We start from the raw sequence: 20,081 nt of genomic DNA on the forward strand, positions 1-20,081 counted from the left end.
CGGCGCCCGTTAAATCCGCGAGATTACTGCGCGAGCGGCAGACGACGATAGAGTTCAATCATATCGGTCGCCAGATCCTGAATGACCATGGCGTTCATCAGGTGGTCCTGAGAGTGAACGGTGATCAGGTTGACCGGCAGCTTACCGGTGCCTTCATCCAGGCCGATGAGCTGGGTCTGGATTTTATGCGCATGTTTGACGAACTCATGGGACTCGGCCATGGCCTGCTCGGCTGCCGCAAAGTCACCTTTCCGTGCTAACTGGAGAGCAGTGAGCGCCGCGCTACGTGCGGAACCGGCATTAACCAACAGTTCCATGATGATCGTTTCTAAATCTTCCATCGATTACTCCAGCATCTTCAGGGCTTTATCCAGAACGGCATCGCCTTTCATCATGCCGTAGTCCATCATATCGATCACCGCGACTTTCTTGCCGAATGGATCGGCCAGCGCCTGCAGTTTCGCCTGCTCATATTTCACCTGCGGGCCGAGTAAAATAATGTCGGCGGCGGCCAGGTTATCTTTAAACTCGGCGACCGGGACGGCCTTGATAGAAACCTCAACACCTTTTTTCTGCGCGGCATCTTGCATACGCTGAACCAGCATGCTGGTGGACATACCGGCGGCACAGCACAAAACGATATTCTTCATAGTCAGTGGCCCTTGTGTTCCGTGATGTCTTATCTTTATCGCGGCCCTGGCGATGCGACAACCGCTTTACCGTGATTGTGTGTAAGTCATCACACAAAAATTGAAACCGGTTTCATTTTTGCCGATAAAAATAAAAAAGCCCACCGAAGTGGGCGGCCGCGTCCTGTTGTCTCACGCGCGGAGGATGCGGTTTTTACCTTGTTGCTTGGCTTTGTAAAGTGCCTCATCGACGCTCACCACCAGCTTATCCAGCGGCTCCATATTCCATTCCCCCAGTCCGGCGCTAAAGGTGACCGTCAGGCCATCTTCGCGCCAGGTACGCCGTTCGACGTTGACCCGCCATGTTTCCAGTAGCGTTCGGGCGTTATCGATGTGTTCGGCAGGAAAGACCACCGCGAACTCTTCACCGCCGTAGCGATAAAGGGAAATCTCCAGCGGCTGGAGGACCTGCAGCCCCTCGCGGGCGACGTTGCGCAGGACGATATCGCCGTTGAGGTGTCCCCAGGTGTCGTTGATCGATTTGAAGTTATCGATATCGACCAGGGCAAGGGCGAAAGGTTGGTGATCGTTCATCAGCGCGGCGATATCGCTGTCGAAGGCGCGGCGGTTTTTGCAGCCAGTGAGGGCGTCGATGGTGGCCTGGCGAACGTAGGTCAGTTCACGCTGTTTGTTGGTTTCAATGGCTTTACTCAGCATTGCCTCAAGGCGCGGAGCGCGTTTGACGTCGCCGGTTTTAATCGCATTGATGATATTCATCAGCACGGTACGGGAAGCATGACGCAGATAAAGGCCGAACAAGAGGATGATAATCGCCGCGAGTGAGAAACCGCCGATCACTAAGTTTGTCTCATGGCGCGTCAGATTGATCAGGGTGGCGTTATCGACACGGTAAATCACGAACCAGTCGGGATTGGTAAAGGAGTAGTAGTAATACCAGGTATCGCTCCTGACATCGTAAAGCTGCCCCTCTCCGCTGGTCATTTTATCCATCAGTTCGTCGCTGACGAAGGGTTTAAACAGCGCGCCCGGGTCGGAGTGCAGGACAACTTTGCCATCCCGCTGCACCACAAAAAATTCCCCCTGTACGGGGGCGACCATCTGCCGTAGCGCGAACCCCATGGAGGTGAGATCTAGATGAAAAGCCAGGCTGCCCTTGAGTTTACCCTCCGGAGTAATGATGGGTTTGAAAATGGTAATCGTCGGATGGTGGGTGAAAAAGTCCATATACGGGCTGGTGTAGTGGCTGAAGGTGCTGGCTTCTGCCTGTTTGATAAACCAGGGCCGCGTTTTGGGGGCGAAAGCCAGGCTGTCTTCATTTTTCAGTACTTCCGGGGCGCGCAGATAGTGGCCCTCGGTATCCGCCAGCGAGATGGATGAGACGCTTGGCATCATGTTCTGTAACTGCATTAGCGTGGTTAACCCTTTCTCCGGATCAACGTTCACCGCGCGGTTCAGTTCGTCATTACGGGCAAAGAAGGTGGCCGCGCGGCCGAGGATAAAATCATTTTCCCGCAGCAGCGTTTCCGTATAGTTGATGGCCAGGTTGTGGGTAAAGTTGCGGTTAATATCGTGATAATCTTCGAGAAAATCTTTCCGCTGTGCCAGGGTGACAAAAGTAGCAATCAGCATGAAACTGAGCAAAATGCCGGCAAACCCCACGACGATTGGTGTCGTAAAAGAGAGTTTTCTGTTGTGTAGCGCCATGAATCGTTAATCGTCCCGGATGTATAAACCAAGGGTCCGAACGCAGCTTGTGTCAGCGAGCCTGCCGATCGAATCAGTTAACTATTGCTCAATTATAACTCTGAGGCCTTCATCTATCGTGATTTATATTCGTCGATAATGAACCGGCCCTCGCGCAGCGCGGAGAGGCAGGGCGAAAATGAGGAAGAAAACGTTCGCCCTGGTCAGCGTCCGCTGCTGACCCGGGCAGAATAGAAAAACGGCGGCAATCGGGCGACTCCCCATTTTTCATCTCTCGTGCAGGCACGCAAAATAATCAGCGGCTTGCAACATACTTCATGATGATTGCGAGGCGCGTCCCAGCCAGCTGTCCCAGTCTTTCCATACCGGCTGCAGGCCACGGGCGGCTAGCGCGCTGGCGACCTCTTCAGGGCGGCGATCGTCATGTGGGGCAAATTGCTCGAGCTCCGGATGATCGTCGGCGTAGCCGCCGGGCTGCGTTTTAGAGAAGGCGCTGACGTTATTGATCGCCAGCGGGATCACCCGGTCGCGGAACCAGGGTGATTCACGGGTTGAAAGCGACAGCTCAACCTCCGGCGCCAGCAGGCGGAAGGCGCAAATGGTCTGCACCAGCTGGCGCTCATTCATCAGCGAAGCTGGTTCAATACCGCCGGCGCAGGGACGCAGGCGCGGGAAGGAGACCGAGTAGCGGCTGCGCCAGTAGCGCTGCTGCAGCCACAGCAGGTGCTCGGCGACCATAAAGCAGTCCACCCGCCAGCTGTCGGAAAGACCAATCAACGCGCCGAGGCCGATCTTATCGATCCCCGCCTCGCCCAGGCGATCCGGTGTATCCAGCCGCCAGAAGAAATCCTGTTTTTTCCCTTTCAGATGGTGCTGGGCATACATGCTTTCATGGTAGGTCTCCTGATAGACCATTACCCCGTCGAGCCCCAGCGTTTTCAGCTCGGCATACTCTTCGGTCGCCAGCGGCTGCACCTCCATATGCAGCGAGGCAAACTGGCTGCGGATAGCCGGCAGGTGCTGGCGGAAATAATCCATTCCCACCTTGCCCTGATGCTCGCCGGTCACCAGCAGCAGATGCTCAAAGCCCAGGTCGCGGATCGCGGCGCACTCGCGGGCAATCTCGGCGGCATCCAGCGTCTTGCGCTTAATGCGATTGCTCATTGAGAAGCCGCAGTAGGTGCAGTCATTGGCGCACAGGTTGGAGAGATACAGTGGTACGTAAAAGCTGACGGTATTGCCGAAGCGCTGCCGGGTGAGCCGCTGCGCACGCTGGGCCAGCGGTTCAAGATAGTTGGCCGCCGCCGGTGAAAGCAGGGCCATCATGTCGTCATGGGTGAGCTGTTTGGCCGCCAGCGCCCGTTCGACGTCGGCGGCGGTTTTGCTGTTGATGCGCAGGCGGATGTCGTCCCACTCCAGCTCCCGCCAGCGATCGCTGAAGGTTTTCATGCCAGCGCCTCCAGGAATCCGGTCAGCGGGCTGGTGGCCTGCGCCTGCGTACTGCGTGCCCCCGGTCCGGCCTGACGCGCCAGTAATCCGGCATCGACTGCCATACGGAAGGCGCGGGCCATGGTCACGGGGTCGTCGGCGACGGCAATAGCGGTATTGACCAGCACCGCATCTGCGCCCATCTCCAGCGCCTGCGCCGCATGGCTCGGCACGCCGATCCCGGCATCAACCACCACCGGTACCGTCGCCTGTTCGATAATAATCTCCAGCATAGCCCTGGTTTCCAGCCCCTGATTGGAGCCGATCGGCGCACCCAGCGGCATCACCGCCGCGCAGCCAGCCTCTTCCAGCCGTTTACACAGCACCGGATCGGCGCCACAGTAGGGCAGGACGACGAACCCTTCGCGCACCAGCAGCTCCGCCGCCTTCAGGGTTTCAATCGGGTCAGGCAGCAGCCAGCGGGCATCCGGGTGGATCTCCAGCTTCAGCCAGTGGGTGCCCAGGGCTTCCCGCGCCAGGCGGGCGGCAAACACCGCCTCTTCCGCCGTCTTGGCGCCTGAGGTATTCGGCAGCAGGTTAACGCCCGCCGCCAGCAGCGGCGCGAGAATCGCGTCATTGTTCTGGCGTAAATCGACGCGCTTCATCGCCAGCGTCACCAGCTGGCTTCCCGAGGCGCGAATCGCCTCAACCATCACCTCCGGGGCGGCGAATTTGCCGGTACCGGTAAAAAGATGGGATTCAAACGTTTTGTCTGCAATACGTAACATGTCAACCTCCAGCGATAACCTGAAAAAGCAGGATCCGATCGCCTTCCTGTAAGAGATGATCTTCCCACCGGTCGCGCGGCAGGATGTGTTGATTAAGCGCCAGCGCAACGCCCGGCTGCAGCTGTTCGAGCTGGGTCAGCAGGGCGCTGACGCTGAGATTGTCGGCACATGCCAGCGGCTCGTCGTTAAACCAAATCTGCATGCCGCCCTCCGCACACCGGGCAATTCCGGGAGCGCTGTAGCGCCAGATTACGCCAGTTGCTGGTGCGGGCGTCGAACAGCCGCAGGGTATTACGCGGCGTCGTCATGCCGCTGAGTAGCTTAATCGCCTCCAGCGCCTGCAGCGTGCCCATCATGCCGACGACCGGGCCGACGATCCCCGCGGTGCGGCAGTTGCGCTGCGGTTCGTCGCTATCCGGCCACAGGCAGCGATAGCAGCCCTGCGCCCAGGGGGGAGTGAGCACCATCAACTGACCGCCGAAGCCGACGGCGCTGGCGGTCACTAACGGGGTGTCGAGGGCCACACAGGCGGCGTTGATTGCCTGGCGGGTCACCATGTTATCGGTGCAGTCCAGCACCACGTCCGCTTTCGCCACCTCAGCGCGCAGCGCCTCGCCGCTCAGACGTTGCTGGAGCGCAACCAGTTTGATCTGCGGGTTTAGCTGACTGAGCCGGGTCTTTGCCGCCGCGGCTTTTGGCCGGTCGATATCCTCGCTGGTGAACAGGATCTGCCGCTGCAGGTTGCTGAGATGCACGGCGTCGTCATCGGCCAGGGTCAGCGTCCCGACGCCCGCTCCGGCAAGATAGAGCGCCGCCGGGGAGCCCAGCCCGCCAAGGCCGATAATCAGCACCCGGCTGGCTAACAGTTTCTGCTGACCCTCGATGGCAATATCCTCCAGCAGCAGCTGGCGGCTATAGCGCATAAAGTCGTGATCATTCATCGCCTGCTCCCGCCAGCGCCAGCAGCTGGTCTGTCGCTGCCCGCCAGTCCGCCGCCTGGGTAATAGCGCTGACCACCGCGATGCTGCCGACGCCGGTCGCCAGTACGCCCGGCGCTTTTTCCAGACTGATGCCGCCGATCGCGACGGTGGGGTAATCCGCCAGGCGTTGAATATGTCTGGCTAGCTGGTCGAGGCCCTGCGGCGCGGAAGGCATCTGTTTGGTTTGCGTCGGGAAGACGTGGCCCAGCGCGATGTAAGAGGGGCGCGCCGCCAGCGCGACATCAATTTCCATATTGTCGTGAGTGGAGACGCCGAGACGCAGTCCGGCTTTGCGGATAGCGCTCAGATCGGTGGTTTCCAGATCTTCTTGCCCCAGGTGTACCCCGTAGGCCTGATGCTTAATCGCCAGCTGCCAGTAATCGTTAATGAACAACCGGGCGTGATAGCGGCGGCCAAGGGCGATGGCGGCGATCACGTCATCCTCCACGTCGCTGTCACGTTGGTCTTTGATGCGCAGTTGAAGAGTACGCACTCCCGCCTCCAGCAGGCGCTCAATCCACGCCACGCTGTCAACCACCGGGTAGAGTCCAAGACGAAATGGGACGGGTGGAAAATCAGGTTGATACATCAGGCTTCCTCCTGTTTCAGGTAGATTTCGCCGCCACGGGCGCGGAAGTGATGCGACATATCGGCCATGCCAGCTTCGATATTTTGCTTCGCGGCGTAGTCGCGGACTTCCTGGGTGATTTTCATCGAACAGAATTTCGGCCCGCACATGGAGCAGAAATGGGCGACCTTGCCGGACTCCTGCGGCAGGGTTTCATCGTGATAGGCCCGCGCGGTGAAGGGGTCGAGCGCGAGGTTGAACTGGTCTTCCCAGCGGAATTCGAAACGCGCTTTGGACATCGCGTTGTCGCGGATCTGCGCCCCGGGGTGGCCTTTCGCGAGGTCGGCGGCGTGGGCGGCGATTTTGTAGGTAATCAGCCCCTGTTTCACATCCTCTTTGTTGGGCAGGCCGAGATGCTCTTTTGGCGTGACGTAGCACAGCATCGCGCAGCCAAACCAGCCGATCATCGCCGCGCCGATACCGGAAGTGAAATGGTCGTAGCCCGGCGCGATGTCGGTGGTGAGCGGGCCTAAGGTGTAGAATGGCGCTTCGTGGCAATGCTCCAGCTCTTCGGTCATATTGCGGCGGATCATCTGCATCGGCACGTGGCCGGGGCCTTCAATCATCACCTGCACGTCATACTCCCAGGCGATTTTCGTCAGTTCGCCCAGCGTATGCAGCTCGGCGAACTGCGCCTCGTCGTTGGCGTCCTGGATCGAGCCGGGGCGCAGACCATCGCCGAGGGACAGCGACACGTCATAGGCGGCGCAGATTTCACAGATTTCGCGGAAGTGCTGGTAGAGGAAGTTTTCCTGATGATGCGACAGGCACCACTTGGCCATGATGGAACCACCGCGCGACACGATACCTGTCAGGCGCTTCGCGGTCATCGGCACGTAGCGCAGCAGTACGCCGGCGTGAATCGTGAAGTAGTCGACGCCCTGTTCGGCCTGTTCCAGCAGGGTATCGCGGAAGGCTTCCCAGGTCAGGTTCTCGGCAATGCCGTTGACCTTCTCCAGCGCCTGGTAAATCGGGACGGTACCAATCGGCACCGGGCTGTTGCGCAGGATCCACTCGCGGGTTTCGTGGATATAGCGGCCGGTGGAGAGGTCCATCACCGTGTCGGCGCCCCAGCGGGTTGACCAGACCAGTTTTTCCACCTCCTCTTCGATGGAAGAGGTCACCGCCGAGTTGCCGATATTGGCATTCACTTTCACCAGGAAATTGCGGCCGATAATCATCGGCTCAGATTCCGGGTGGTTGATGTTGGCGGGGATGATGGCGCGTCCGGCGGCAACTTCATCGCGGACGAACTCGGGGGTAATGTTTTCCGGCAGGCGGGCACCGAAGCCTTCCCCGGCATGCTGCTGGCGCAGAACCTCGCTGCGGATACGTTCGCGACCCATGTTTTCGCGAATGGCGATGAACTCCATCTCCGGGGTGACGATCCCCTGGCGGGCGTAGTGCAGTTGGGTAACGCATTTCCCGGCGACGGCGCGTTTGGGCGTCAGCAGGCCGCTGAAGCGCAGCTCATCGAGACCGTCATCGGCCAGCCGCGCTTTGGTATAGGCCGAGCTGCGTTCGCTGAGCGGAGCGCAGTCGTTACGCGCGTCGATCCACGGCTGGCGCAGCTTTGCCAGCCCCTGGCGGACATCAATGCCAATATCCGGGTCGCCATAAGGGCCGGAGGTGTCATATACCGGGATCGGTTCATTGGCTTCGTACCGGGGGTTATCTTTATCGCCGCCGACGAGGGTCGGGCTGAGCTGAATTTCACGCATCGGGACGCGGATATCCGCTTGTGAGCCGTGAACGTAGATGCGGCGTGAATTGGGAAAAGCGGTACCTGCCAGCGTATCAATGAATCGCTGCGCGTGCTCGCGTTGTTCCCGACGGGTGAGTTTGGTAGTAGACATAGCGCATTCCAGTTAAAAAAGGAGATGGCTTGTCAGACGACGGATGGAGTAACAGATGCGACCGGTCCAGAACGGACAGGTGCGACCAGCAGTTTACTCTTGTTCCCTTCGCAGGTATTAGCCTGATCAGGTTCCGCGGATCCCGAATTAACGGTCTCAGCCTTTTCCACTTTAGCCAGCGCATGGAAAATAGGCACTCCGACAAGATGACGTCCCCTCCGGAGAGGGGGAATGGAGGTAAACTACTCGTTAATTGCGCACAACTCAAGCGGTCGGCGCAATATTATCGCGCACGTCGTTGCTCAGATTATGCGCGACGGCGAGGGCGATCAGTTTATCCTCCAGCGCGAAACGTGCTTCCAGCGACTCGCCGATATCCGACAGCGCCTGCTGAAATTCAAGGTAGTTATCGTGATCGATAGCGTTTTCGAGGCAGGTATCGTAGTAGTCCATCATCTGCTGGGTATTGGCTTCCAGCTGTGGATAAAGCCGGGTGGCGGCTAAAAGTGGGGTATCGCCTTCCATTTCGCCAATAATGCGTTCATAAATACTAAAATGACCGGATGAGAGGTAATCCACCAGACTTTGGCAAAAGTCATCCAGCGCCTTTTCGTTTAGCCGCATAAATGACTCTTTGCCCGGTTTCAGGCCAACCAGATTGTAGTAAGCCACGAGCAGATGCTTACGCACTTGTAGCCAGCGATCGACCAGTTCATTACTACCGCCAACGCGCTCCGTCAGATTTTCCAGCTGGTTTAGCATGATTGACTCCGCTAGTTTTGATTTAAATCTGCTCACCAAAATGTAAATATAATGTTAACAACATGCCAGTGAAGCAAAGGTAGTGCAATAGATATGGATCGTATTATTGAAAAATTAGATCGCGGCTGGTGGGTTGTCAGTCACGAACAAAAATTATGGTTGCCTGGTGGAGAATTACCACATGGCGAAGCGGTTAATTTCGATCTTGTCGGACAGCATGCGCTGCATATTGGCGAGTGGCAGGGCGAGTCCGTCTGGATGGTGCGCCAGGATCGCCGCCATGACATGGGATCGTTACGCCAGGTTCTGGATCAGGATCCGGGTCTCTTCCAGCTGGCGGGGCGAGGGATCCAGCTCGCCGAATTTTATCGATCGCATAAATTTTGCGGCTACTGTGGCCATCCGATGCATGCCAGCAAAAGCGAATGGGCGATGCTGTGCAGCCACTGCCGTGAACGCTATTACCCGCAAATTGCCCCCTGCATTATCGTCGCTATCCGTCGCGATGATTCGATCCTGTTGGCGCAACATACCCGCCATCGTAACGGCGTGCACACCGTGCTGGCCGGGTTTGTCGAAGTGGGTGAAACCCTTGAGCAGGCAGTGGCCCGCGAGGTGATGGAGGAGAGCGGCATCAAGGTGAAAAACCTGCGCTATGTGACCTCTCAGCCGTGGCCGTTCCCGCAGTCGCTGATGACCGCCTTTATGGCGGATTACGCGGATGGCGATATCGTGGTCGACAAAAAAGAGCTGCTGACCGCGGACTGGTACCGCTATGACAATCTACCGCTCCTGCCACCGCCGGGCACGGTGGCGCGTCGGCTTATCGAAGATACGGTGGCGATGTGTCGGGCAGAGTTCGAGTGACATGTTACACTGGGCGCATCAACGCTAAAGGAATGTAAAAATGACCGAACTGAAAAACGATCGTTACCTGCGCGCGCTGCTGCGTCAGCCGGTTGATGTCACCCCGGTGTGGATGATGCGCCAGGCGGGCCGCTATTTACCGGAGTACAAAGCCACCCGTGCGCAAGCGGGCGACTTTATGTCGCTGTGTAAAAATGCCGAGCTGGCCTGCGAAGTGACGCTCCAGCCGCTGCGCCGTTACCCGCTGGATGCGGCGATCCTCTTTTCGGACATCCTGACGATCCCGGACGCCATGGGTCTGGGGCTGTACTTTGAAGCTGGCGAAGGTCCGCGCTTCACCTCGCCGATAAAAAGCAAAGCCGACGTCGACAAGCTGCCAATCCCGGATCCGGAGCAGGAACTGGGCTATGTCATGAACGCCGTGCGTACCATTCGCCGCGAACTGAAAGGCGAAGTGCCGCTGATCGGCTTCTCCGGTAGCCCCTGGACGCTGGCGACCTACATGGTGGAAGGCGGCAGCAGCAAAGCGTTCACCGTGATCAAAAAGATGATGTACGCCGAACCGCAGGCGCTGCATGCGCTGCTGGAGAAGCTGGCGAAAAGCGTCACCTTGTACCTCAACGCGCAGATCAAAGCCGGCGCGCAGTCGGTGATGATTTTCGACACCTGGGGCGGGGTGCTGACCGGTCGCGACTATCAGCAGTTCTCGCTCTACTACATGCATAAAATTGTCGATGGCCTGCTGCGGGAGAACGAAGGCCGCCGCGTGCCGGTGACCCTGTTCACCAAAGGCGGTGGCCAGTGGCTGGAAGCGATGGCGGAGACCGGCTGTGACGCGCTGGGGCTCGACTGGACCACCGATATCGCTGATGCTCGCCGTCGTGTAGGTCACAAAGTGGCGCTCCAGGGCAATATGGACCCGTCGATGCTGTATGCGCCAGCCCCGCGTATTGAAGAGGAAGTGGCGACTATTCTCGCCGGCTTCGGCCAGGGCGAAGGTCATGTCTTTAACCTTGGTCACGGCATCCATCAGGATGTCGACCCGCAGCATGCGGGCGTCTTTGTTGAGGCGGTGCATCGTCTTTCCACACCCTATCATCAATAGGAGATAAGCCGTATGGATTTAGCCGCGCTACGTACCCAACAACAACAGTTAGCCGCGTCGGTCGAGCGAGCGGATCGACTGGATCGCGACCCGCCGGCGTTGATCGGCGGCGCGGATGTCGGGTTTGAGCAGGAAGGGGAAGTGACCCGGGCTGCGATGGTGCTGCTGACCTGGCCTGAGCTTGAGCTGGTGGAGTATCAGGTGGCGCGCGTCGCCACCACCATGCCCTATATTCCCGGCTTTCTCTCGTTTCGCGAAACACCTGCGCTGCTGGCGGCGTGGGAGCAGCTTTCGCAGAAACCGGACCTGCTCTTCGTCGACGGCCACGGTATCTCCCATCCCCGGCGGCTCGGCGTCGCCAGCCATTTTGGTCTGATGATTGACGTGCCGACCATCGGGGTGGCGAAAAAACGGCTGTGCGGAAAAATCGGCGAACTGGGTGATGAGCCCGGCGCACTGGCCCCGCTGATGGATAAAAATGAGCAACTGGCCTGGGTCTGGCGCAGCAAAGTGCGCTGCAACCCGCTTTTTATTAGCACCGGTCACCGGGTGGGCATGGACAGCGCCTTAATGTGGGTTGAGCGCTGCATGCGAGGCTATCGTCTCCCCGAGCCGACGCGCTGGGCCGATGCGGTGGCGTCCCGTCGTCCGTCGTTTGTGCGTTGGCAAGCAAATCACGGCTGATTCAGGTACACTGCGCCTAATTTCTGACTTCGAGAATTCATCATGTTACAAAACCCGATTCACCTGCGCCTGGAGAAGCTGGAAAGCTGGCAGCATGTCACTTTTATGGCCTGCCTGTGCGAGCGTATGTACCCTAACTACGCCATGTTCTGCAAGCAAACCGAGTTCGGCGACGGCCAGCTGTACCGTCGTATCCTGGACCTGATCTGGGAAACGCTGACGGTTAAAGATGCGAAGGTGAATTTCGACAGTCAGCTGGAGAAGCTGGAAGAGGCCATCCCGGCGGCAGATGATTTCGACCTGTACGGTGTTTACCCGGCTATAGACGCCTGCGTGGCGTTGAGCGAACTGATCCATTCGCGTCTGAGCGGTGAAACACTTGAGCACGCGATTGAGGTGAGCAAGACATCCATCACCAGCGTGGCGATGCTGGAAATGACCCAGGCCGGTCGCGAAATGACCGATGAAGAGCTGAAAGCGAACCCGGCGGTAGAGCAGGAATGGGATATTCAGTGGGAAATTTTCCGCCTGCTGGCCGACTGTGAAGAGCGTGACCTTGAGCTGATAAAAGGTCTGCGCGCGGACCTGCGTGAGGCCGGTGAGAGCAATATTGGTATAAATTTTCAGCAGTGAGACCAGAAAACGTGATTTACCGCCTGAATTGTAGCGTCTGAAGGCTTCCATTCCGCCCCCCGTCTGGTCTACATTTGGAGGGCGAAAAAAAGTGGCTATCGGTGCGTGTATGCAGGAGGGTGCTTTTTTGGCATTTCCGTCGCACTCGATGCTTAGCAAGCGATAAACACATTGTAAGGATAACTTATGAACAAGACTCAACTGATTGATGTAATTGCGGACAAAGCTGACCTGTCCAAAGCACAGGCTAAAGCTGCCCTGGAATCTACCCTGGCTGCAATTACTGAGTCTCTGAAAGAAGGTGATGCTGTTCAACTGGTTGGTTTCGGTACCTTCAAAGTGAACCACCGCGCTGAGCGTACTGGCCGCAACCCGCAGACCGGTAAAGAGATCAAAATCGCTGCAGCTAACGTGCCGGCATTTGTTTCTGGCAAAGCACTGAAAGACGCAGTTAAGTAAGACCGCGTGGCAGTGAACAGTTTTATCGAAGGGGCTATTAAGCCCCTTTTGTCTGTCTGGCGCCGGCCTCTGGCGCTGGCGGGCATCCTGTTGCTGACTGCCTGCAGCCACGACGCCTCGCTTCCACCGTTTACCGCCAGCGGTTATGCGGATAATCAGGGGGCGATGCGTATCTGGCGTAAAGATTCAGGTGATGAAGTCCATCTTCTCGCCGCTTTCAGCCCGTGGCGTCACGGGGATACCTCGACCAGTGAATATCGCTGGCAGGGCGATCAATTGACGTTTATCGAACTCAATGTCTACGGTAAGCCGCCGGAACATATTCGCGCCCGCTTCGACGCGCAGGGCGATCTCAGCTTTATGCAGCGGGAAGTCGACGGGCAGAAGCAACAGCTCTCCAGCGACCAGGTCGCACTGTATCGTTATCGCGCCGAGCAGATCCGCCAGACCAGCGATGCTCTCCGGCAGGGACGCGTTGTCCTGCGTCAGGGGCGCTGGAACGCTGCCGCGCATACCGTGTTGACCTGCGAAGGTCAGACGGTGAAGCCTGACCTAGATAGCCGGGCCCTGGCGCATATTGAACGTCGCCAGAGTCATTCCTCCGCCGCGGTGAGCATCGCCTGGCTGGAGGCGTCTGAAGGCTCTCAACTATTGCTGGTCGCCAATGAAAACTTCTGCACCTGGCAGCCGACAGAAAAAAGCTTCTAACGATTACCAGTGGTTCATGTCCCTATGACCACCGCCGTTACCGCGGCAGCCGTTGTATCCCATTCCTGCGCCACGGGGAACGCCCGCCTCAGCCAGGGCGACATCAAACTTCACCCGCTGCTGATCCAGCTTCTGGCGTAAGCCTTCCATCTCCTGAGCGACAGCTTCAATCTTTCCACTGTCCGGCTTTTGCGTCGTGAGCAGCGCATTGTACTCATAGCGTTTGGACTGCAGCTGCTGGCGCAGGGCGCTGGTTTGCGCAGCGTAATCGTTATGCAGCTTTTGCGCGGTAGCCTGCTGCTCCTGGGTCAGCTGGCTGTAACCCTGATTGCCCATCCCGGTGTTATTGCCCCAGTGATGGTTGGCCCAGGCCGCGTTGCTGCCAAAGGTCAGTACGGCAAGGGTGACAAGGGTGAGAGGTAAGTTACGGTTCCGTTTCATGGCATTATCTCCTGTGTGGTTTCTCTCGTTATTGCATCTTCCATGCCAGCCTGAAAAAGCCCGCCCGTACGGGCCTGCCGGAGGAGCCGATGGGGAAGGTGAGTAAAAATGACCCGTTCCTGGCGGGTCAGGTGGGTCATTTTTACTCGCTAAACCGCAGGCGATATGTTTGAGAACAGGATTGACGGCGTGGGAAAATGGCATGATTTCTGCTGAAGGATCCTGCAGAAAGCGAAAAAGAGATGACAAGGACTCACCGATGAAGATCAAACCTTTCTCCCGGCACGCCGCTGCGGACGCCCTGAGCTGGCTGCTGACCGGCGCAATGGTGCTGTTGGTCATGCTGTTCTCCGTAATGATCGTCCGCGACTACGGTCGTGAGACGACCGCCGCCCGACAAACCATTGAGGAGAAGGGGAGCGTGCTGATCCGCGCGCTGGAGTCTGGCACGCGCGTCGGGATGGGGATGCGTATGCATCATGCGCAGCTGCAGGCCCTGCTGGAAGAGATGGCCTGGCAGCCCGGAGTGCTGTGGTTCGCGGTGACCGATGAAAACGGTAAAATCATCGCCCATAGCGATCCGCAACAGGTGGATAACGCGCTGTACAGTCCGGCGCAGATGCGCGAACTCCACGTGAGCGAACAGGCCCGCTGGCGCCGGCTTAACGAACCGCAGCCGGCACTGGAGATCTATCGCCAGTTCCGCCCGCTCAATCCTGCTCGCGGCCATCATATGGGGATGATGAATCGCGGCAACAGCGCGCTGGCTCAGCCCACTGTCCCGCAGGTGATTTTTATCGCCTTTGATAGCCGCGAGCTGGATGCGGCGCAGGCCCGCGGCCAGCGTAACATGATGATCATGCTGGGCGCCGCGGCGCTGGTCATCGCGGCGACGATCCTCGCTCAGTTCTGGTTCCGCCGCTATCGTCGCTCACGCCAGCAGCTGCTGGAGGCGATGGCCCGCAAAGAAAAGCTGGTGGCGCTTGGCCATCTGGCGGCGGGTGTCGCGCATGAGATCCGCAATCCGCTCTCTTCGATTAAAGGGCTGGCGAAGTATTTTGCCGAACGCACTCCCCCAGGCGGCGAAGCGCATCAATTAGCCCAGGTGATGGCGAAAGAAGCCGACCGCCTGAACCGGGTGGTCAGCGAGCTGCTGGAGCTGGTCCGGCCCGCGCATTTAAATTACCAGCCGGTGGATATCAACGCGCTTATCCGGCACTCATTGCAGCTGGTAAGCCAGGATGCGCAGAGTCGCGGGATCGCGCTGCAATTTACTCCGCGCCCTGAGTTAACCACGATCAACGCCGATGCTGACCGCCTGAACCAGGTGCTGTTGAACCTGTACCTGAACGCGATGCAGGCGATTGGCCGTGATGGCGTCATTCACGTATCGGCAAGCGAAGCCGATCGTCAGCGGGTGAAAATCGTCGTCACGGATAGCGGTAAGGGGATGAGCGATGAAGAGCTGCAGGCCATCTTCACACCGTATTTCACCACCAAGGCGGACGGCACGGGGCTGGGGCTGGCGGTGGTACAGAATATTATCGAACAACATGGCGGGACAATCCGCGCCGAAAGCCAGCCGGGGGCCGGAGCGATATTTACGCTTTGGTTACCGGTGGAGGCTCAACGGAGGGAAGATGAGCAGCGATAAAGTACAGATTCTGGTCGTTGATGATGACATCAGTCACTGCACGATCCTGCAGGCGCTGCTACGCGGCTGGGGCTATCAGGTGGCATTAGCTCACAACGGCCTGCAGGCGCTGGAGCAGATCCATCAGCAGGTCTTCGACCTGGTGCTGTGCGATATCCGTATGGCGGAGATGGACGGTATCGCGACGCTAAAAGAGATTAAGGCCTATAACCCGGCGATACCGGTGCTGATCATGACGGCGTTTTCCAGCGTTGGCACGGCGGTAGAGGCCATTAAGTCCGGGGCGCTGGATTACCTGGTCAAACCGCTGGATTTTGACACCCTGCAGCAGACGCTGGTTCAGGCGCTGGCGCACACGCAACAGAGCGAGAGCGATCCCAGCGTTGCGACGGATTCACGGTGGGGCATGATTGGTGATAGCCCGGCGATGCGGGCGCTTATCAACAATATTACGCTGGTGGCGCCCTCGGATGCGACGGTGCTGATCTGCGGCGAATCGGGAACCGGTAAAGAACTGGTGGCGCGCGCCATTCACGCCTGCAGCGAACGCCGCGAGAAGCCGCTGGTGACGCTAAACTGCGCGGCGCTGAATGAGTCGCTGCTGGAGTCCGAGCTGTTCGGTCATGAAAAAGGGGCGTTTACCGGGGCGGAACGGCGGCGGGAAGGGCGTTTTGTCGAGGCGGATGGCGGCACGCTGTTCCTCGATGAAATTGGCGATATCTCACCATTGATGCAGGTGCGTCTGCTACGGGCGATTCAGGAACGCGAGGTGCAGCGCGTTGGCAGTAACCAGACGCTTTCTGTCGATGTGCGGCTGATTGCCGCCACCCATCGCAATCTGGCGGAAGAGGTGAGCGCCGGGCGTTTTCGCCAGGATCTCTATTACCGCCTGAATGTCGTGACCATTGATATGCCGCCGCTGCGCCGGCGCCGGGAAGATATTCCGCAACTGGCGCAACACTTTCTTAAGCGCTATGCCGAACGCAATCGCAAAACGGTGCAGGGGTTTACGCCGCAGGCGATGGATCTGCTGATCCACTACCCCTGGCCGGGTAATATCCGTGAACTGGAAAACGCGGTGGAGCGGGCGGTGGTGCTGCTGACCGGAAACTATATCTCCGAACGAGAACTGCCGCTGGCGATAGCGGGCATGCCGTTGCCGTCGGGTGGTAGCGAGAACGCGCTGATTCAGCCGTTAGTGGAAGTTGAAAAAGAGGTGATTCTGGCGGCGCTGGAAAAAACGGGCGGCAACAAAACTGAAGCCGCCCGTCAGTTAGGCATTACGCGGAAAACGCTGCTGGCAAAACTTAGCCGTTAGCTTTTTCACGTTCGATGGCGCGCCAGCCGATATCGTTACGGCTAAAGCTGCCGTCCCAGCGAATATCGGTCAGCAGTTGATAGGCGCGCTGCTGCGCCTGCGCCACGGTTTCACCCAGCGCGGTCACGCACAGCACGCGCCCGCCGTTGGTGACGACGCGCTGGTCGTCTGCCAGTTTGGTGCCGGCATGGAAGACTTTACCATCTGCCGCTTCCTGCTGCGGCAGGCCGAAGATCTCATCACCCGTGTTGTAATTGCCCGGATAGCCGCCGGCGGCAACCACCACACCCAGCGACGCGCGGTCATCCCACTCGGAGGTTTTCTCGTCCAGTTTGCCCGCGCAGGCGGCGAGGCACAGATCTACCAGGTCGGACTTCATGCGCAGCATGATCGGCTGGGTTTCCGGATCGCCAAAGCGGCAGTTGAACTCAATTACCTTCGGGTTACCCTGTTTGTCGATCATCAGACCGGCATACAGAAAACCAGTATAGGTATTGCCTTCAGCGGCCATGCCTTTCACGGTTGGCCAGATAATCCGCTCCATGGTGCGCTGATGGACTTCATCAGTCACGACCGGCGCCGGAGAATAAGCGCCCATCCCACCGGTGTTCGGGCCGGTATCGCCGTTGCCGACGCGTTTGTGATCCTGGCTGGTGGCCATCGGCAGGACGTGCTCGCCGTCGACCATCACAATAAAGCTGGCCTCTTCGCCATCGAGGAACTCTTCAATCACGATACGGTGGCCAGCATCGCCAAAGGCGTTGCCGGCCAGCATATCTTCGACCGCCGCTTCGGCTTCCTCAAGGGTCATCGCCACGATAACGCCTTTACCTGCCGCCAGACCGTCGGCTTTGATGACGATCGGCGCGCCTTTCTCCCGCAGATAAGCCAGCGCAGGCTCGACCTCGGTGAAGTTCTGGTATTCCGCCGTCGGGATATGATGACGGGCGAGGAAATCTTTGGTGAAGGCTTTTGAGCCTTCCAGCTGCGCGGCGCCTTCGGTTGGCCCAAAGATGGTCAGCCCTGCGGCACGAAACGCGTCAACCACGCCAATGACCAGCGGCGCTTCCGGGCCAACGATGGTCAGATCGATGTTCTCATCCTGCGCAAAGCGAAGCAGCGCCGGAATATCGGTGACGCCGATGGCGACGTTTTGCAGCGCCGGCTCCAGGGCGGTACCCGCGTTGCCCGGCGCGACATAGACGGTATCAACCAGCGGTGACTGGGCCGCTTTCCAGGCCAGCGCGTGTTCGCGCCCGCCGTTGCCGATTACTAATACTTTCATCTGCTGCTCCGTGAATTAATGGCGGAAGTGGCGCATGTCGGTGAAGATCATGGCGATACCATGTTCGTCCGCGGCGGCAATCACTTCTTCGTCGCGGATAGAGCCGCCCGGCTGGATCACACAGGTGATGCCTACTGCGGCTGCGGCATCAATGCCGTCGCGGAACGGGAAGAAGGCGTCAGAGGCCATGGCGGAGCCTTTCACTTCCAGACCTTCGTCACCGGCTTTAATCCCGGCAATTTTCGCTGAGTAGACGCGGCTCATCTGACCGGCGCCTATGCCGATGGTCATGTTGTCTTTGGCATAGACGATGGCGTTGGATTTAACGAATTTCGCCACTTTCCAGCAGAACAGCGCATCGCGCAGTTCCTGCTCGCTCGGCTGACGTTTGCTGACCACGCGCAGTTCGCCCGCAGTGACCATGCCGAGATCGCGGTCCTGAACCAGCAGGCCGCCATTGACACGTTTGAAATCGAGGCCGGCAACGCGAGTATCCCACTGGCCACAGACCAGTACGCGGACGTTCTGTTTCGCGGCGGTGATCTTCAGCGCTTCTTCGCTGGCGGACGGCGCGATGATCACTTCGACGAACTGGCGAGAGATGATGGCCTGCGCGGTTTCCGCATCCAGCTCGCGGTTAAAGGCGATGATGCCGCCGAAGGCGGAGGTTGGGTCAGTTTTATAGGCGCGATCGTAGGCGTCGAGGATCGAGTCGCTGACGGCAACGCCGCATGGGTTAGCGTGCTTAACGATAACGCAGGCTGGCTCATTGAACTCTTTCACGCACTCCAGCGCCGCATCGGTATCGGCAATGTTGTTATAGGAGAGCGCTTTGCCCTGCAGCTGAGTGGCGGTCGCTACGGAGGCTTCTTTTACATTCTCTTCTATATAGAAGGCAGCCTGCTGGTGGCTGTTTTCGCCGTAGCGCATATCCTGCTTCTTAATGAAGTTCAGATTCAGGGTGCGCGGGAAGCGGCCAGCGGCTTCTTTGCTTTCGCCGTGATAGGCCGGAACCATGCTGCCGAAGTAGTTAGCGATCATGCTGTCGTAAGCGGCGGTGTGTTCGAAGGCTTTAATGGCGAGATCGAAGCGGGTGTTCAGCGTCAGGGAGCCTTCGTTGGCGTCCATCTCATTAATGATGGCGTCATAGTCGCTGCTCTTCACTACGATAGCGACGTCTTTATGGTTCTTCGCTGCGGAGCGCACCATAGTCGGGCCGCCGATATCAATGTTTTCCACCGCGTCTTCCAGCGAGCATCCTTCACGAGCGACGGTCTGGGCAAATGGGTAAAGGTTAACGACCACCATATCGATAGGCGCAATACCGTGCTGCTGCATGATACCGTCATCCTGACCGCGACGACCGAGGATGCCGCCGTGTACTTTCGGATGCAGGGTCTTCACGCGTCCATCCATCATTTCCGGGAAACCGGTGTAGTCAGAGACTTCGGTAACCGGCAGGCCTTTATCTGCCAGCAGGCGGGCGGTGCCGCCGGTGGACAGCAGCTCGACACCACGAGCGGAAAGCGCCTGCGCGAATTCGACGATACCGGCCTTGTCAGAAACACTGAGCAGAGCGCGGCGGACTGGACGACGTTGTTGCATGGTATTAAATCCCCAGGATTTGAACATTACAGAGAGCGTTAGGTGAGTTTTTGCCTAAAAACTCACCTAACGCACCCAACCGGGCATCCGTGTCATAGCGCGGCATTGTAACGAAAACGTTTGCGCAACGCTCGCGAATTTTTATCTTTCTCTTTCAGCCACCGTTTCTTCTTTATATAGAAGCTGACCCACCGGGCTTTTGTCGCCCTTTCATCGCGCTTCTGTGGATAATTCTGTGTGTAAAAGGGTATAAAGCGGGGTTTTGCTGGGGAATGCAGCAGTCAGTCATTTTTCTGCCATTTTTCTATTGCAGGCGCTCGAGAACTCCCTATAATGCGCCTCCATCGACACGGCGGATGTGAATCACTTCACACAAACAGCCAGTTCGGTTGAAGAGAAAAATCCTGAAATTCAGGGTTGACTCTGAAAGAGGAAAGCGTAATATGCACACCCCGCGCCGCAGCGAAAAACGAAGCGGCACTGCTCTTTAACAATTTATCAGACAATCTGTGTGGGCACTCAAAGT

At 58.3% G+C, this 20,081-nt stretch carries 21 protein-coding genes and 1 riboswitch; of the genes, 8 read left to right on the forward strand and 13 right to left on the reverse strand.

What is annotated here, in order from left to right:
- Positions 1-23 precede the first annotated feature (23 nt).
- From FHW76_RS26160 to FHW76_RS26205, 10 genes are all read right to left on the reverse strand, one after another.
- Positions 24-341 carry a PTS lactose/cellobiose transporter subunit IIA gene (locus tag FHW76_RS26160; protein ID WP_008808002.1) on the reverse strand — a complete coding sequence of 106 codons (318 nt, stop codon included), beginning with the start codon at positions 339-341 and terminating at the stop codon, positions 24-26.
- 3 nt (positions 342-344) lie between these two features.
- Entirely contained in the window at positions 345-650 is a 306-nt protein-coding gene (locus FHW76_RS26165) for a PTS sugar transporter subunit IIB (RefSeq protein WP_002884150.1), read from the reverse strand.
- 171 nt (positions 651-821) lie between these two features.
- A complete protein-coding gene (locus FHW76_RS26170) occupies positions 822-2,354 on the reverse strand; it encodes a sensor domain-containing diguanylate cyclase (RefSeq protein WP_008808001.1) in 1,533 nt (510 codons plus the stop codon).
- 315 nt (positions 2,355-2,669) lie between these two features.
- On the reverse strand, positions 2,670-3,803 hold the full coding sequence (gene thiH, locus FHW76_RS26175) for a 2-iminoacetate synthase ThiH (protein WP_183477090.1): 1,134 nt from the start codon (positions 3,801-3,803) through the stop codon (positions 2,670-2,672).
- Complete coding sequence (gene thiG / locus FHW76_RS26180) at positions 3,800-4,570, reverse strand: thiazole synthase (RefSeq protein ID WP_016160090.1); 771 nt, start codon at positions 4,568-4,570, stop codon at positions 3,800-3,802. The genes thiH and thiG overlap by 4 nt, the downstream gene beginning before the upstream one ends.
- Before the next feature lies 1 nt (position 4,571).
- Complete coding sequence (thiS, locus tag FHW76_RS26185; protein ID WP_008807998.1) at positions 4,572-4,772, reverse strand: sulfur carrier protein ThiS; 201 nt, start codon at positions 4,770-4,772, stop codon at positions 4,572-4,574.
- Positions 4,756-5,511 carry a thiazole biosynthesis adenylyltransferase ThiF gene (gene thiF, locus FHW76_RS26190; RefSeq protein WP_008807997.1) on the reverse strand — a complete coding sequence of 252 codons (756 nt, stop codon included), beginning with the start codon at positions 5,509-5,511 and terminating at the stop codon, positions 4,756-4,758. The genes thiS and thiF overlap by 17 nt, the downstream gene beginning before the upstream one ends.
- Positions 5,504-6,139 (reverse strand): thiamine phosphate synthase, encoded by a 636-nt coding sequence (gene thiE / locus FHW76_RS26195; RefSeq protein ID WP_032734021.1) that lies wholly within the window; start codon positions 6,137-6,139, stop codon positions 5,504-5,506. Before thiE ends, thiF begins: the two co-directional genes overlap by 8 nt.
- Positions 6,139-8,034 carry a phosphomethylpyrimidine synthase ThiC gene (gene thiC, locus FHW76_RS26200; protein ID WP_022064760.1) on the reverse strand — a complete coding sequence of 632 codons (1,896 nt, stop codon included), beginning with the start codon at positions 8,032-8,034 and terminating at the stop codon, positions 6,139-6,141. Before thiC ends, thiE begins: the two co-directional genes overlap by 1 nt.
- Positions 8,035-8,120: 86 nt before the next feature.
- Positions 8,121-8,245: riboswitch (TPP riboswitch) on the reverse strand.
- Between the two features lie 53 nt (positions 8,246-8,298).
- Entirely contained in the window at positions 8,299-8,796 is a 498-nt protein-coding gene (locus FHW76_RS26205) for an Rsd/AlgQ family anti-sigma factor (RefSeq protein WP_002884324.1), read from the reverse strand.
- 93 nt (positions 8,797-8,889) lie between these two features.
- Between FHW76_RS26205 and nudC the strand changes: the two genes are divergently transcribed.
- From nudC to FHW76_RS26235, 6 genes are all read left to right on the forward strand, one after another.
- Complete coding sequence (gene nudC / locus FHW76_RS26210; protein WP_008807994.1) at positions 8,890-9,663, forward strand: NAD(+) diphosphatase; 774 nt, start codon at positions 8,890-8,892, stop codon at positions 9,661-9,663.
- Between the two features lie 40 nt (positions 9,664-9,703).
- On the forward strand, positions 9,704-10,768 hold the full coding sequence (hemE, locus tag FHW76_RS26215) for a uroporphyrinogen decarboxylase (protein WP_008807993.1): 1,065 nt from the start codon (positions 9,704-9,706) through the stop codon (positions 10,766-10,768).
- Between the two features lie 12 nt (positions 10,769-10,780).
- Positions 10,781-11,452: a deoxyribonuclease V gene (gene nfi, locus FHW76_RS26220; RefSeq protein WP_008807992.1), complete on the forward strand. Its 672-nt coding sequence runs from the start codon at positions 10,781-10,783 to the stop codon at positions 11,450-11,452.
- A 42-nt stretch (positions 11,453-11,494) separates the two neighbouring features.
- Positions 11,495-12,085 (forward strand): YjaG family protein, encoded by a 591-nt coding sequence (locus FHW76_RS26225; protein ID WP_012543208.1) that lies wholly within the window; start codon positions 11,495-11,497, stop codon positions 12,083-12,085.
- Between the two features lie 186 nt (positions 12,086-12,271).
- On the forward strand, positions 12,272-12,544 hold the full coding sequence (gene hupA, locus FHW76_RS26230; RefSeq protein WP_002884342.1) for a nucleoid-associated protein HU-alpha: 273 nt from the start codon (positions 12,272-12,274) through the stop codon (positions 12,542-12,544).
- 12 nt (positions 12,545-12,556) lie between these two features.
- On the forward strand, positions 12,557-13,252 hold the full coding sequence (locus tag FHW76_RS26235) for a DUF1481 domain-containing protein (RefSeq protein WP_012969176.1): 696 nt from the start codon (positions 12,557-12,559) through the stop codon (positions 13,250-13,252).
- 3 nt (positions 13,253-13,255) lie between these two features.
- Here FHW76_RS26235 and zraP read toward each other — a convergent pair whose 3' ends face one another.
- A complete protein-coding gene (gene zraP, locus FHW76_RS26240) occupies positions 13,256-13,693 on the reverse strand; it encodes a zinc resistance sensor/chaperone ZraP (protein ID WP_043875954.1) in 438 nt (145 codons plus the stop codon).
- Positions 13,694-13,952: 259 nt separating this feature from the next.
- Between zraP and zraS the strand changes: the two genes are divergently transcribed.
- Positions 13,953-15,347: a two-component system sensor histidine kinase ZraS gene (gene zraS / locus FHW76_RS26245; protein WP_183477091.1), complete on the forward strand. Its 1,395-nt coding sequence runs from the start codon at positions 13,953-13,955 to the stop codon at positions 15,345-15,347.
- Positions 15,334-16,665 carry a sigma-54-dependent response regulator transcription factor ZraR gene (gene zraR, locus FHW76_RS26250; protein WP_080923947.1) on the forward strand — a complete coding sequence of 444 codons (1,332 nt, stop codon included), beginning with the start codon at positions 15,334-15,336 and terminating at the stop codon, positions 16,663-16,665. Before zraS ends, zraR begins: the two co-directional genes overlap by 14 nt.
- Here zraR and purD read toward each other — a convergent pair.
- Both purD and purH read right to left on the reverse strand, forming a co-directional pair.
- Positions 16,655-17,950 carry a phosphoribosylamine--glycine ligase gene (gene purD, locus FHW76_RS26255; RefSeq protein WP_040971032.1) on the reverse strand — a complete coding sequence of 432 codons (1,296 nt, stop codon included), beginning with the start codon at positions 17,948-17,950 and terminating at the stop codon, positions 16,655-16,657. The two genes, zraR and purD, sit on opposite strands and share 11 nt — an antisense overlap.
- A 15-nt stretch (positions 17,951-17,965) precedes the next feature.
- Complete coding sequence (gene purH, locus FHW76_RS26260) at positions 17,966-19,555, reverse strand: bifunctional phosphoribosylaminoimidazolecarboxamide formyltransferase/IMP cyclohydrolase (protein WP_022064764.1); 1,590 nt, start codon at positions 19,553-19,555, stop codon at positions 17,966-17,968.
- Between the last annotated feature and the right edge of the window lie 526 nt (positions 19,556-20,081).

Source organism: Klebsiella sp. RC2 (assembly GCF_014192815.1).
Classification (GTDB): Bacteria; Pseudomonadota; Gammaproteobacteria; order Enterobacterales; family Enterobacteriaceae; genus Klebsiella; species Klebsiella variicola.